Here is a 12,760-nt window from a genome sequence, read left to right as displayed (position 1 = left end):
GGAAGGGCCCGCGGCTGCGGATAGTGCCCGCCGTGGCGGCCCCGGAAACCGCGGTGGCGAAGCGTTTCGCCCGGGCGCCGGCAGGCCAGGGAACGCCAGCAGAACGACGGTCCGCTGCCGGCGCGGAGGTCAATGGAGATGCGGACCGGGTCTGGGTCCATGGGATTCCGTGGCGGGTGGGAATCGATGTCGCTTGGGTGCAAGGGCGCGCGCCACGGGTGTTGAACGAGCGATACACGGACAGCGAGGCATGGGAGGCGATGTTGCACGCCGGTCTCTCCTATGCGGCGCGCCCGAGAATCGACCGGCTGGTCGTGGGGCTCCCGGTCGAGCATTTCCATGAGCGTGGCCGGGTGGAGGCATTGACTCAGCGGTTGCTGGGTACGCATCAGGTGGACGAGGGGCGCGAGGTCGTCGTGGACCAGGTTGAGGTGTTGCCGCAGCCGGGCGGGGCGATCGCGGATTACGCCTGGCGCATCGGCGATGCGTTGGTATGGGAGGGCCGGGTGCTGGTCGTGGACCCGGGGTATTACTCTTTCGACTGGGCGCTTTTCGACAAAGGGCGTTACCGGGACCAAGTCTCGGGGAGCGGGGACGAGGCGGTGTCGCGCATTGCGGAGGGCGTGGCGGAGACGATCGCGCATGCGCGGGGCATCGACCACGTTGCGGCCGACCGCGTAGAGGCGGCGATGCGGGCCGGGCGGGCCTACGTGCTGGTGGGCGGGGTACAGGAGAGCCTGGAGCCGCACCTTGGGGTCGTGGCGGAGCGCGTGGTAGGCGCCGCGATGAACCGGATGCTTTCCGCGTTACGCGGCGAGGAGGTGCATCCCGACCTGGTGTTGCTGGTTGGAGGCGGAGCGCGGTTCTACGAGCCGGCGCTTCGGTCGGAGTTCGGGCGTATCGCTAGGGTGGATGTGGCACCGGAGCCGATCTTGGCGAATGTACGCGGGTTTTGGAGCCGGGGATGCGACTTCGCGTAAATCTCGGAGAGGCGCAGGAAGAGCTGCGAAAGGATTTGGAGCGATTCGCAACGACGCGGCTGCGGGCACAGCGACTACTTACGCTGGCGATGGCTGGGCTGACGATGCAGCGGATCTCCGGCGCACCGGCGGTCTCAGTAGACCGGTTGGACGCCGATGCGGGGGCGGTACCGGCGGGTGCGGCAGCGAACAAGAGTGGTTCGCGGCGTAAGCTGCAATTTTAACGGAGGGATGCGCGATGGGATGGTTCGGATTGGGTTCGCGGAACCGGATGGAGTCGGCGGGGCCGCCGCCGGGAAATGGGGCGCACTCTCATGGGCATCCGGCGCCGGCCGGGACGCCGAATGTGGGATCGGTGCCGGGTGCGCCGCAGGCCCAGGACCAGGATCAGCAGGACGCGACCGGCGCTGGCGTGATGGATTGGTCCACGCGCGCCGAGCGGCTCCCGCGCAGCAAGGTGATGATGGGCTATCGGCTCATTGAGGCCCAGGTGCGCGACGAGGTGGCCGCCTGGCTGGTCTCGGTGGAACGGCTGGCGCGGGACGCATCCGAGGACGCGCCGATCGCGAGCCATTTTTTCGACGGGCATCAGGCGCTGATTCGCAGGCGCTTGGAGCGTCTGGAATCGATTGCGACTCGCCTGGACCGGATGGGGACGGAACGCGCCGCCGCGGCGATGGATATCGAGCGGTTGCGGTTCGATCGGGACCGGGAGCGCAAGGGCAGCAGCCGGTACTGCGAATGGTCGCGCCAAATCGAGGCGCGATTACAGGCGCTGGCCGCCGGCGAGCGCCGGCGGGTGGACCTGGTGATGGAGGGTTGGATGGAGTCGCGGGAGGTTATTTTGTCGGTTCGGTTGCTCGGGGAGTCGATCGATAAAATGATCAGAGACCGGCGGCGCACGCGCCTCCCGGCCCAACGGCCGGAGGTGGGGCTGGACCGTCTCACGACAGAAGAGCCGCGGTCGGATGCGCGGCGCCCGGCGGATATGCTGACGCCCGCGGCGGTGTCGCAACAGCGTGGCCCAGTGCAACGCCCGGAACTACCGCGGCAGGTGCAGTATCGCGAAGCGATAGGCGATGGACGGGCGCGGTGATGGATTCGGCGGACAGGGTGGCGGTGCGATGACGGATTCCTTCTTGCTGGATGAGGATGATTTGGTGCGCGAAGCCACGGGCGAAGGCGCGAAAGCCACACTGCAGGGGACGGGGTCCGAGGACGAGGGTTATGTCACGGCCGATCTCCGGCCCGACGGTGCGAACGCGGGCATAGACGCTGCGCCGACGCGCCCGTCGGTAGCGAAACCACCCGCCGGTTCGGATCGCGCCGGTGCGAAACGGGGAGCCCCGACAGAGGCAGACGCGGCGGAGCAGCGGACATTCGGGCACGCCGGCTTTCGTGTTGTCCGGGGGTTTCCGGGCGTCATCACGCGACGTATGAAATTGGCGGGCAGCCTGGCGGTAGTGGTTGTCGTCGGATTTGCGTCCATTCTCTGGGTACAGCACCAGCAACCCACGAGCGTCGCACGGATTCCGTCGGCAGGACAGCCGGGCAAGGCCCATGGCGGTAGCCCGGGGCGCAAATTGGTAGAAGCCGATTTACCGCCGGCGTTGCGGGCGGCGTTGGCTGGCAGCGGGGCTGCGCCCGGCAGCGGGGCTGCGCCCGGTAGCGGGGCTGCGCCCGGTAGCGGGGTTGCGCCCGGTAGCGGGGTTGCGCCAGGGGCGAAGACGGACCAGTCGAATTCGAGGTTACCGGGTACCCAACGGCGTGAGGAGCACGTGAACGTCCAGAAGTATCCCATCGTCGCGACCGGCACGCAGCCGGCGTCGACGGGCGTCCCACTGCCGTCGGCACTGCCGGCAAGTAAAAAGGAACCGATGCGCGCCGTGGCGACGGCTGCGGCCGGCGGGGGCGCGAAGGTACCGGAAGAAATCGCCTCATTGAGGACGGCGATTGGGAAAATCCAGGAAGAGTTACAGGCGCAGCGGACGACGGTAAGCGTGTTGCCGGCTGTAAACCGAAACCTATTAGAGCTGAAAAACTCGCTGTCCGCTTGGTTGCGGCGGGCGCAGCACGCAAAGCCGGCGCACGCGTATCAGGCGGGCACGCGCGCCTATCGCGAAAAGGTGCTGCGCGCGGCTTCAAGGAAGAAGCAAAGCGTCGGCGGCTACCGATTGCTCGATGTGATCGGAGACCAGGTTGTGGTGAAGAACGAGGCGACCGGCAAAGTCGCGGTGCTTGGGGTAAACGACCGGCTGGACGGATTGGTGGTCTACCAGGTCGCCGGCCGCGCCGTGATCACGAATTACGGAGTAATGGAGAAGAAATAATGGCCGGGTTAGTGGGTGAACGCAAAGCATTCCTGACCGTATTGGAATACGCCGCGCACGCGCCTCAGATGCCGGAGTCGTGGGGCCGGTTGGTGTCCGGACTGCGGGCGATGGGTTTCATGGATGTGAGGTGGAGACAACTCGCGGACAAAATGGAGCAGGTGCGTATCCAAAACGCCCCGGACGGTTTGGGAATAGGCACGTCGAGTAATGCATATACGCCGGCTGGCTTTGCGTCGGAAAACACGTTAGCCGATGTAATCGCGCGTTCGAGGAAGCGGCGCACGCGGAACTAAGTGAAGCGCCGTAGCATTTCATGCTGTAGGATCCAAGGAACGGCGACGCATATCGGATGCGTCCACAGACAATAATGGCGATGCGCATGATTGTATTGGGTCTGCCTGGGCTGTTGGGGTATATGGGCGCGATTGGCGGAGGGCGCGTGATAGCACGGCAGGTCGCCGGCCGGATATGGCCGGGCCAGGCGATGGTCGAGCCGATCGTGACGCTCGACGGTGAGGGGTATATCGGCTACGAATTGCTGTACCGCCCGTCGTGGTCGAAATCTGGCCGGTTCCCGGTGTTCCGCGGACAATGGCGGGCCTGGTATGAGCGATTGTGTGTGCAGGAGGCTCCGGCTCTACTCGACACGATCGATGGGTGGGTCGCGTTGAATCTGGACGATTGGCAGGTCCTCGACCCATGGATCCTGGGCAGCGTCGCACAATTGCGCCGATACGGGGCCCGGGTAGTGGTGGAATGGACGGAGCATGGTCAAGAGGGGGGCGCAGGAGCGGTTCCGTATTACCTGCACCGCCTGCGAAACGAGTGCGGCTTTCGGCTCTCGATCGACGATGCGGGCACCGGACGCGATGCCTTTGACCGAATTGTCGCGATCGAGCCGGATATCGTAAAGATCGATGGCGGTTTGTTTCGCAAGACGCGGGTGAGTGGGCCGGCACGGCACGCGGTGCAGGCGTTGGTCGGGGTGGCGGGGCAGGTGGGCGCACGAGTGGTGGTGGAGCATGTGGAAACGGCTGAGGATCTGGACCGGGCGAGAGGATTCGGGGCGGACTACGGGCAAGGATGGCTCTGGCCGGGGAAGATCCGAAGCGATGGAGAATCGAAGCGCCCCTGAATCGCTGGATGAGGTGATTCCGAGGTGGCCGCCGTTCCCGCGCGGGCTCCCCGCAGTGGGTGTCGAGCGGTTGTTGGGTACGCAGCGGGAGTGGATTGGGAAGCTGCGGCGCGAGGCGGGTGTCGGGGATAGCGTTTGGGAAGAACATTACGACCCGCTCATCGCCCACTATGCGGCGCATGTTCATTTAATCCCGGCCTCTCAAGGGCACCACCACCATGGTGCGGGTGGGTTGCTGCGCCACGGGTTGGAGGCCGCGTTCTATGCGTTACGCGCCGGCGGGGAGCGGGTGGTGGGATTGGAGTTGCCGCCGAGCGAGCGCAAGGGATACGCGGAGCGGTTCCGGTTTTGCGTGTTCTCAGCGGGGTTGCTGCATGATGTGGCCAAGCCGGTGACGGATGTAGTCGTGACCAGTGTGGGCGGTAACACGTGGAATCCGTTGGAATCGGACTTGGCCGGTTGGACGCGAATTCGGGAGGTGACCAGATATTTCGTGCGGTGGCGGGACGGGCGGGTCGGTCGGCACGAGGCGGTCGGTGGGCTGTTGTTGCTGCGGATGTTGGGGGAGCGCACGAGCGCCTGGGTCAATGCCGGGGGACCCGAGTGGCTGATGGATTTGGCTGAGGCGATTTCGGACCGCGGTGGGGCGGGAAATCTGTTGAGCGAGCTGGCCGGCGAGGGCGATCGGGCCAGTGTCGCGCAGGACATCGCACACCGCCCGACCGAGGTGGAGCCGGTGGAGTTGCCGATCACCCGATGGGTGCTGGATGCGATGCGGCGAATGGTGCGCGACGGGCGTTGGCGCATCGGGGGCGGAATCGCCGTCCCGGTGGATGGATCGATGGCGCTGGCCTGGCCGCGGGCGGGGGATGATATCGCGAAGGAATTGCGGGCGTCCGGGGTGGTGGGTGTGCCCTACGACCCAGACTCACTTGCGGATGTGTTGTTGGATCACGGGATTGCGGAACCGGCCTGGGAGGCCGGCGGCCGACGGACGCGGTATTGGACGCTCGAGCGACGGATGGGCGATGGGAGCGGGGTGCGGTTGAAGGTGCTGCGAATCGCGCGGGTAGAGAGTCTGGTGGACCCGCCGCCGCCGCCGGAACCCGGGCAATTTGTGGATTCGCGCGCTCGGGAATCGAGTACGGAACGCGCAGGCGCGCAGTCGATGTCGGGCGCCGACGCCATCACAAGCGCCGCTGGAGGTACGCGTGTACCGGGAGGGAACACCGCCCCGGGAGACGGGCTTCCCGCGCCCCGGGATGCTTCCGGTGGGCCGGCCCCGGGCGGGCCGCAGGCCAAGGGCGGGCCGCAGGCCGTGAGCGGGGCTCGAGGTGGGACGCAGGGCAAGGTCACTGAAGCCGGCCAATCAGGCGCCACCGCGCGACCGGCTGCACCGGTGCGACCGGCTGCACCGGAGCATTTTGCCGCCCCGCAGGGGCCGGGCCCCGCCGGTCACCGCGGTTCAGACGACGAGGGTCTGGGCGCGGGCGAATCGGAGGAAGGGAACGCGCCGGCGGCGGCACAGCAGATTTTCGAGGCGTTTTGCCAGGATATCCGTACGGGCGAGCGCCATCCGAAGTGGGTGGTTCGGGAAGGTGGGCGCGCGTATATCGACTACCCGGAAGGGATTCATGCCTACGGATACTCGGCGTTGGATGCCGCGAAGCTGTTGGCCGAATCCGGGATCATCGAGCGGCCGGACGTGAATCGACTGGTGGCGAAGTTGGGCGCCGGGCGGGGGGTGTGTCTGTCGGAGGCGGCGCAGGCGGCGCTGCGGATCGGGCCGCAGGATCTCGAGTCCGCGCTGCGGGAATGGTTTCGCAGGATTTCCGTCCCGGAGCGGGTGACCCGCGGCGGGCGGGACTACTTGCCGTTGGACCTATTCCGGCGATGGCTTGCGGCGGTGGCGCCGGGGGTCGAGGCGGAGGAGATGGTCCGTCGCGAATGGGTGGTTTCGGGGGAGATCGGAAAGGCGGCGTACGTACGCGTGGCGAAGGAGGATGGCGATGGCCGATGACGTGGGGATTTATGAACCGCCGTTTCGCCCGCCCTACGAGTTCGATGCCGCTTGGGGATGGGCGGCGGCGGCGATGCTCGCATTGGCATTTGCCGCGTGGCTGCCGTGGCTGCCGTGGACAGCCGGCGTCTATGTAGCATCGTTCTGCCTCGTGGTGGGGGGGTGGCGCTACTGGCAGGGTAGCGCCAGAAAGCGCGCGCGGGACCGCCTGTTGACCGGTGGGGGCTTATGGTTCATGGATGAGGAAGAGGCCAAGGGGCATTGGGACCGCGCGCGGGAACGCGGGGAATTGTGGCTCGGGGAGGGGTTCGAGTGGACCCCGCAGGTCGCTGAGGTTGCGCGGTATGTCTACCGGGAAGGGGTCGACCAGGTGTTGGGGGGCTCTCGTGCCACGGGAATCGGGGCGTACTGGTTGCACGCGGTGGGCAAGCCGGCGGACATCACCATGGCGCTACCGGTGCTCGATGGTAATGTGATCGTTGTGGGGGCGACGCGGGCGGGGAAGACCCGTTTCCTGGATCAGGTTATTGCCCAGGCGGTGTTGCGTGGCGAGCCCGTGGTGGTGATCGACCCGAAGGGCGATCATGATCTGCGCGAACGGATGAGGCGGGCCTACCTGCGGGCGGGGCGTCCCGATGCGTTTCGGTTTTTCCATCCCGGGCGCCCGGACGAATCCGTCTGCATCGATCCGATGCGCAATTGGAACCGGCAGACCGAGTTGGCGAGCCGGGTGGCGGCGCTGATCGCAACCGAGGGTGGAGGCGATCCGTTCGTCGCATTCTCGTGGCGCGTGCTGAACAACCTCATCGCCGGGATTTTGCTGGTGCAGGAACGCCCGACGTTGGTGCAATTGAGGCGGCTCATCGAAGGTGGCGGGGAATCCTTGCTGCTAAGGGTATTGCGCTCGGCCTGCGAACAACACGCGCGGCCGGAGGAATACGCCGCGTACGTACGTAACGCGCGTCAACAGGATAAAGAGATACTTGGATACATTCGATTCTACAAGGAGGTGCTGTCGCAACGCATTGATGGGACCAAGGCGTTGGCGCTTGAGGGGCTGATAGCGGACGTCCAGCATGACAAGGAACATTTGAGCAAGATGATCACGAGCCTGACGCCGATACTCACGATGTTGACCTCGCCGCCGCTCGACACCATGCTCTCGCCGCGCGCGGACGAGAAACGCGAAGTGACGGATATCGGCCGCGCGGTGCGCGAGGCGCACGGGCTCTACGTCGGGCTCGATTCGCTGTCGGACCCTACCGTGGGCTCCGCGATCGGCGCGATTCTGCTGGCGGATATGGCCGCGGTAGCCGGGGACCGGTACAACTACGGAATCGGCGACAGGCCGGTAAACCTGCTGGTCGATGAGGCCGCGGAAGTGGCGAATGCGCAGTTGATCCAGGTGATGAATAAAGGGGGTGGCGCGAAGATTCGCACGATGATTCTGACCCAGACGCTGGCCGACCTCATTGCGCGCCTGGGCAACGACGCCAAGGCGCGGCAGGCCATCGGCAACGCGAACACGACCATATCGTTCCGGGTAAAGGACGGGAAGACCGCGGAGATGATGGCGGAGGGGTTGCCGAAGATCCGGACGCGAGAGGTGCAGCGCAGTTACAACCAGGGTGTAGGCGTGGCCTCCTTTCAGGGCGGGTATGGGGAAGGGCTTAAAGAGCAGGACGTGGAACTGATTCCTCCGGCGATGTTTATGGAATTGCCGCCGCTGCATTATCTCGCGCAGTTATCCGACGGCCGGGTCGTAAAAGGTCGTATTCCGATACTCGAATAGTCTGCGAAAGGCGGTTTTCGATGGCGTTGGACGAACGGGAAAAGGAACGCGGGGTTCTCAGGGTCCTGATCGCCCTGGGAACGCTCACCCTGCTCGCCGCATTCCTTGTGGTGCCGTATGGATGGGTGAAGGCGTTCAATACTAGGCAGAACACCATGATACGCCACGAATTGGGCGCCGGCGCGCAAGCGCACCTGGTCGCAACGGCCAATCGGGAATTCTCGGAATGGTTCATTAAGCCCGGACTTATGAGTGCGTCCTATCGCAATCTACGCGGCATGGAGAACAAAGTTGCCACGTTCTGGCTTACAGTGTGGCTCGAGATCGAGCGATGGTGGATGGTGATGATCTGGTTGCCGCTGATGATCCCGGTCGCGATTGGGGCGGCGGTGGATGGTTGGACGCAAAGGCGTATCAGTCAATGGCGGTTCGAGTTCATCTCACGGGCCAGACACCATTACGCACGCAAGAGCGTGCATTATTTCGTGTTCTTCGGGTTCGTGATGCCGTTTCTGCCGATCCCCCTGCCGCCGTTGTTCATCCCGATGTTGTGGGTGGCGGCCATCGGGGCGATGCGCACTTGGATCGCGTCGCTCCAGAAGCGGTACTGACCCGGCATGGAAGGGAACCGCGGTCTACGCGACCGCGCGGTGGCCACCCCGCCCCATTGGGCCAACGAGGTGATTGCACCCTTCGATGAGGAATGGTTCCACGCTGTTGAACCGTTTATCGTGGAGTCCTATTGGAGTGGGCAGCAATCGATCAACGTGTTCGATGTAGTGGGCACTTCGCATCCGGACTATGCCGGGCGAACGTGGTTGGAGTTTCTTCGCGAGGGGAAACGCATGGACCTCAACCTCGGCCTGCTGCGCGAAAACCCCGGGTACTACCTGGAGGACGAACCGAAGAGGCCCGGCATGTACTACCGCGCGGTGGACGACGATCGGTGGTTCGTGGCCGAGGACGGGAATCACCGGACGGCGATCGCGCGCTTCCTGTTCCATGAGAGCGGCCGGAGCATGCTCCACGGGCTTACCGTGACGAAGTACAGGACGGACCGCCGGGCCTTCGATGTCTATACCGCTGCGGCGGAGGCGATCGAGAAAAGCGGGGGCAAGGTGCGGCTGCGAACCCGTCGCACGAAGCGCGCGCGGGCGGACACCGGCGGCTGGATGCGTGAGAACTGGAAAGTGGAGTTCGAGTGGACGGATCTTCGCCGGGGCGGCACCGAGCGGCTGACGGTCGATGAGGTGGAGCGGCGCATCGAGCCGTTATCGCATCCGTCAAGGTGGCGTGGATGCCTCGCGTGGTTACGGCGGGCGGCGGAGCGGTAAAAAGCGGCCCCGTGCGGCCCGGAAATTTCTAAACCGCCACCTGACCGCGGATTGCCGGGTGATGACGATAGCCGAGCAATGCGAAGTCGTCGTATCCAAACGCATCGATTTCACGAACGAGCGGATTGAGCCGCATCTGCGGCAGTGGATATGGTTCACGGGTAACTTGCGTGCGCACCTGCGCGAAATGGTTGTGATAGATGTGGGCATCCCCGATGGTATAGACCAGATCGCCTACGGCGTGGTCCGTGACCTGTGCCAGCATCATCGCGAGCAAGGCATACGAGGCGATATTGAACGGGCACCCGAGGAACAGGTCGTTCGAGCGAATGTAAACCTGGAGTGACAAGACGCGCCGAGGCACCCGCTCGACATCAAGCACCCGGGACTGAAAATCGACATCCTGCGAACCCAACAACGACTGGTTCCGGTTGTGGTCCAGCCATGCACACCGATCGGCGTGGGACATCGGGGCGCTGTATGCCTGGAACAGCACGTGGCAGGGCATCAACGCCATCTGCTCGAGTGCGCCGGCGTTCCATGCGCTAACCACCATACGCCGGGAGTCGGGGTTCGTGCGCAATTGATGGACCATGCTCGCGATCTGGTCGACCGCCTGCCCGTCGGCCGTCGGCCAGGCGCGCCACTGCGCGCCGTAAACCGGGCCCAGGTCGCCGTTGGCGTCGGCCCACTCATTCCAGATCGTGACGCCGTTCTCGCGCAGGTAGCCGATATTGGTCTCGCCGTGCAGGAACCAGAGCAGTTCGTGGATGACCGACTTGAGGTGCAGTTTTTTCGTGGTGACCGCCGGGAACCCTTCAGAGAGAGCGAAGCGCATCTGTCGCCCGAACACCGAGCGAGCGCCGGTCCCGGTACGGTCTTCCCGGTCGACGCCGTTGTCCAGCACGTCGCGGAGCAGGTTGAGGTAAGGTCTCATTGGTTTGCCCTCGAATCGGATGGTGCTGAGATTATCTTCACCCAGGTATGGACTCCGCACGCCTCGGCCGTCTTGATCATGTGCCGAGTTCCGGACGATTCACCGTCCCAAAACGCAGCAAGGTGCGTACCGTAGGCGGCCATCCAGGCGTTGCGGTCCATCCCGGCCCGCGCGTTGTACCGCCGTCCGGTTTTCTCGTGGACGATAGCGCACGGGGCATCCGTCGCATTCCACCTGGCGGGCATCGCGACCACCGGATACCCGCGCTCGCGCGCCCACTCGCGCCCGAGGGCGTCGGCCCCGCGGGCCTCGCCGCAGACGACCTCGAACCGCTCGCCGCCCCACTTGGCCGCGAGCCGGTCGAGCGCGTCGAAGACCAGGCGACGGTCGGCCACGGACCGGCTGCCAGCGACGATCACCCGCCGGACCACCACCGGCCGGGAGACCAGGGCGTCGAATCCGGCATCCGTGAACCACACGTTCCGGGGCGGAGTCGCGAACAGGGGCGCGATCCACTCCTTCCGGTATCCCGCCAGCCCGCAGCCGATCGGGGTGACGAGGAAGTCGGCATCAGGATGTCCCTCGGCGTAACGGTAGAACGCGCGCACTTCCGGAGCGATGCGCTCGAGCGGCAGCGTCTTGAGCCGCTCGTCCTTCGTTGGGATGGCATAGCTTTGCCCGGTAGGGCCGGAGCCAACCCCGGCCGCGGCGCCGAAGACCGCTGCGGCGTAGCGGGCGGCGCCCGCTCCATGCCGTCCAGCCAAGTTCGAGCCGAACACGAACACTGCGGGCCTGGCCTCGAGCCGCTCGCGCTCGCGCGCCCAGATCTCGGCGATCACATCCCCGTGACAGGGGGCCGGGGCGCAGGAGCAGACCAGGTCGCTGTTCTCTCGCAGCGTGCGCAGCGCGGCCAGCACATGGGGGTTCTCGCGCCGAAGCGCGTCCTCCAGCCAGGTCCGGTACTGCTCGATCACCTCCTCCCGGGTCCCGTCCTGACCAATCCGGTAGGGATTGCCCAGCGGGTGGCCGCGCCCAACGTAGACCGTTTCTGCGGACCAGGGTTTGGTTAGGCGATGGCGGTTCAGGATTCTCATCGCCTATATTGTATAGCGCCGGCGAGTCATGCAATTTACGCCGCGCGAGACAGTTCAGTGATGGTTATGGGAACGGCGGTGTACCGGGGTCGAGTGCACGCGCCAACTCGAGCAGGGCATGGCGAACGCGAAGATCGGGCTCCGGAACGGCGAGGCCGAGGAAATACCCCGGACGCGGATTCGCGCGGGAGAGTTCCCGGTCGATGAGTGTCCGTAAGGGGTGCTCCAGGAGAATCGGTGGAATGGGGGAGGGTTGGTTCATCGGCTCAATCGTTTGTTGGAAAATTGCGGGACCCAGGTAGAGGGTCCAGGTAGCCAAGGTGGCGCAGCAATGCATCGACCTCGGGGGCTACGGGGGTATCGGCGCTGACGTAGAGTGGATAGTCGGCCTGCAGTAGATGCCTATGCGGGGGCGGCAACGGAGATTCCTCCATCACGACGACGCGCAGGAAAATTGCGCCATGAGAGCGAAGGCGGCTTGCGTCGGCGTGGGTTTCGACACCGTGGACCACCAGATCGGTGAATCCGGCGTGATCGGCGGCGCAGAGCCGCTCCGGCGGCAGCACGTGCGCTGGATATGACTCAAACCCGTGGTGGGCCAGATGGGCGATCACATCCAGGAGTTTGGGGTGCTCGGTTCGAAGGATCGCGATCAACATGGATGTATCGTACCAGGTAGAAAAGCGGCGATACGGGGGAGTACCGGTCAGAAGAGCAACGTATTAGCAAAAGAATCGATTGTAAGATGTCGATAGTATCCACCGTATGCGTACCATTCGGATGGCGTTGCTGATTTTCGGTATCCTCGCGATTCCGTGGGCGGCTTTCGCCGCGCAAGACGCACCGACGCCGCGCATCTACCTGGGTTTGCATGGGGGTGGCGGGCGGAGTCTGCAAACCGTCGAACTTTTGACGCCGCTACTCTGGCGCAACGATAATCTGTGGTTCGCCGATCTGCGGGCCACGAACTCCAGCAGTGCCACCCAGGAATACAACGTGGGTGCGGGTCTGCGACACCTGATTCCGGGGCGCGGGGTCCTGGGCGGCTATGCCTATTACGACCATCTCCACGCGGCCGGTCACTTCTTCGACCAAGCTACGGTGGGTATGGAATGGCTCGGCAAGCGATTCGATG

At 65.0% G+C, this 12,760-nt stretch carries 14 protein-coding genes; 11 read left to right on the top strand and 3 right to left on the bottom strand.

Annotation, left to right across the window (positions count from 1 at the left end; genetic code table 11):
• The first annotated feature begins 23 nt into the window (after nucleotides 1-23).
• Genes B7Z66_14505 through B7Z66_14460 form a run of 10 tightly spaced genes read left to right on the top strand, consistent with a single transcriptional unit; the run spans nucleotide 24 to nucleotide 9,594 of the window.
• On the top strand, nucleotides 24-980 hold the full coding sequence (locus tag B7Z66_14505; protein ID OYV75021.1) for a hypothetical protein: 957 nt from the start codon (nucleotides 24-26) through the stop codon (nucleotides 978-980).
• A complete protein-coding gene (locus B7Z66_14500; GenBank protein OYV75020.1) occupies nucleotides 965-1,204 on the top strand; it encodes a hypothetical protein in 240 nt (79 codons plus the stop codon). Before B7Z66_14505 ends, B7Z66_14500 begins: the two co-directional genes overlap by 16 nt.
• Nucleotides 1,205-1,218: 14 nt before the next feature.
• A complete protein-coding gene (locus B7Z66_14495) occupies nucleotides 1,219-2,076 on the top strand; it encodes a hypothetical protein (protein ID OYV75019.1) in 858 nt (285 codons plus the stop codon).
• Nucleotides 2,060-3,310: a hypothetical protein gene (locus B7Z66_14490; GenBank protein ID OYV75018.1), complete on the top strand. Its 1,251-nt coding sequence runs from the start codon at nucleotides 2,060-2,062 to the stop codon at nucleotides 3,308-3,310. The genes B7Z66_14495 and B7Z66_14490 overlap by 17 nt, the downstream gene beginning before the upstream one ends.
• A complete protein-coding gene (locus B7Z66_14485) occupies nucleotides 3,310-3,606 on the top strand; it encodes a hypothetical protein (GenBank protein ID OYV75017.1) in 297 nt (98 codons plus the stop codon). Before B7Z66_14490 ends, B7Z66_14485 begins: the two co-directional genes overlap by 1 nt.
• Before the next feature lie 56 nt (nucleotides 3,607-3,662).
• On the top strand, nucleotides 3,663-4,448 hold the full coding sequence (locus B7Z66_14480) for a hypothetical protein (GenBank protein ID OYV75016.1): 786 nt from the start codon (nucleotides 3,663-3,665) through the stop codon (nucleotides 4,446-4,448).
• Nucleotides 4,336-6,468, top strand: a complete 2,133-nt coding sequence (locus B7Z66_14475) for a hypothetical protein (protein ID OYV75015.1) — start codon at nucleotides 4,336-4,338, stop codon at nucleotides 6,466-6,468. Before B7Z66_14480 ends, B7Z66_14475 begins: the two co-directional genes overlap by 113 nt.
• Nucleotides 6,452-8,260 carry a hypothetical protein gene (locus tag B7Z66_14470; GenBank protein ID OYV75014.1) on the top strand — a complete coding sequence of 603 codons (1,809 nt, stop codon included), beginning with the start codon at nucleotides 6,452-6,454 and terminating at the stop codon, nucleotides 8,258-8,260. The genes B7Z66_14475 and B7Z66_14470 overlap by 17 nt, the downstream gene beginning before the upstream one ends.
• Nucleotides 8,261-8,280: 20 nt before the next feature.
• Nucleotides 8,281-8,871 (top strand): hypothetical protein, encoded by a 591-nt coding sequence (locus tag B7Z66_14465; protein ID OYV75013.1) that lies wholly within the window; start codon nucleotides 8,281-8,283, stop codon nucleotides 8,869-8,871.
• A gap of 6 nt (nucleotides 8,872-8,877) precedes the next feature.
• Nucleotides 8,878-9,594, top strand: a complete 717-nt coding sequence (locus B7Z66_14460) for a hypothetical protein (GenBank protein ID OYV75012.1) — start codon at nucleotides 8,878-8,880, stop codon at nucleotides 9,592-9,594.
• A 28-nt stretch (nucleotides 9,595-9,622) separates the two neighbouring features.
• On the opposite strand, the gene B7Z66_14455 is transcribed toward B7Z66_14460, so the two are convergent.
• From B7Z66_14455 to B7Z66_14445, 3 genes are all read right to left on the bottom strand, one after another.
• Nucleotides 9,623-10,531 (bottom strand): thymidylate synthase, encoded by a 909-nt coding sequence (locus B7Z66_14455; protein OYV75011.1) that lies wholly within the window; start codon nucleotides 10,529-10,531, stop codon nucleotides 9,623-9,625.
• Nucleotides 10,528-11,625 carry a hypothetical protein gene (locus B7Z66_14450; protein OYV75010.1) on the bottom strand — a complete coding sequence of 366 codons (1,098 nt, stop codon included), beginning with the start codon at nucleotides 11,623-11,625 and terminating at the stop codon, nucleotides 10,528-10,530. The genes B7Z66_14455 and B7Z66_14450 overlap by 4 nt, the downstream gene beginning before the upstream one ends.
• Before the next feature lie 266 nt (nucleotides 11,626-11,891).
• Nucleotides 11,892-12,284 (bottom strand): hypothetical protein, encoded by a 393-nt coding sequence (locus B7Z66_14445; GenBank protein OYV75009.1) that lies wholly within the window; start codon nucleotides 12,282-12,284, stop codon nucleotides 11,892-11,894.
• A gap of 106 nt (nucleotides 12,285-12,390) precedes the next feature.
• Between B7Z66_14445 and B7Z66_14440 the strand changes: the two genes are divergently transcribed.
• The coding region (locus B7Z66_14440) for a hypothetical protein (protein OYV75008.1) at nucleotides 12,391-12,760 on the top strand (370 nt) is incomplete at its 3' end.

Source organism: Chromatiales bacterium 21-64-14, from assembly GCA_002255365.1.
GTDB lineage: Bacteria > Pseudomonadota > Gammaproteobacteria > 21-64-14 > 21-64-14 > 21-64-14.
Note: the sequence above shows the minus strand (reverse complement) of the source record. Positions and strands in the feature narration are given on the sequence as shown.

Coding starts and splice junctions, on each gene's coding strand:
- B7Z66_14500 (OYV75020.1), top strand. CDS start 965: ATGCGACTTCGCGTAAATCTCGGAGAGGCGCAGGAAGAGCTGCGAAAG.
- B7Z66_14495 (OYV75019.1), top strand. CDS start 1,219: ATGGGATGGTTCGGATTGGGTTCGCGGAACCGGATGGAGTCGGCGGGG.
- B7Z66_14490 (OYV75018.1), top strand. CDS start 2,060: ATGGACGGGCGCGGTGATGGATTCGGCGGACAGGGTGGCGGTGCGATG.
- B7Z66_14485 (OYV75017.1), top strand. CDS start 3,310: ATGGCCGGGTTAGTGGGTGAACGCAAAGCATTCCTGACCGTATTGGAA.
- B7Z66_14480 (OYV75016.1), top strand. CDS start 3,663: ATGCGTCCACAGACAATAATGGCGATGCGCATGATTGTATTGGGTCTG.
- B7Z66_14475 (OYV75015.1), top strand. CDS start 4,336: ATGTGGAAACGGCTGAGGATCTGGACCGGGCGAGAGGATTCGGGGCGG.
- B7Z66_14470 (OYV75014.1), top strand. CDS start 6,452: ATGGCGATGGCCGATGACGTGGGGATTTATGAACCGCCGTTTCGCCCG.
- B7Z66_14465 (OYV75013.1), top strand. CDS start 8,281: ATGGCGTTGGACGAACGGGAAAAGGAACGCGGGGTTCTCAGGGTCCTG.
- B7Z66_14460 (OYV75012.1), top strand. CDS start 8,878: ATGGAAGGGAACCGCGGTCTACGCGACCGCGCGGTGGCCACCCCGCCC.
- B7Z66_14455 (OYV75011.1), bottom strand. CDS start 10,531: ATGAGACCTTACCTCAACCTGCTCCGCGACGTGCTGGACAACGGCGTC.
- B7Z66_14450 (OYV75010.1), bottom strand. CDS start 11,625: ATGAGAATCCTGAACCGCCATCGCCTAACCAAACCCTGGTCCGCAGAA.
- B7Z66_14445 (OYV75009.1), bottom strand. CDS start 12,284: ATGTTGATCGCGATCCTTCGAACCGAGCACCCCAAACTCCTGGATGTG.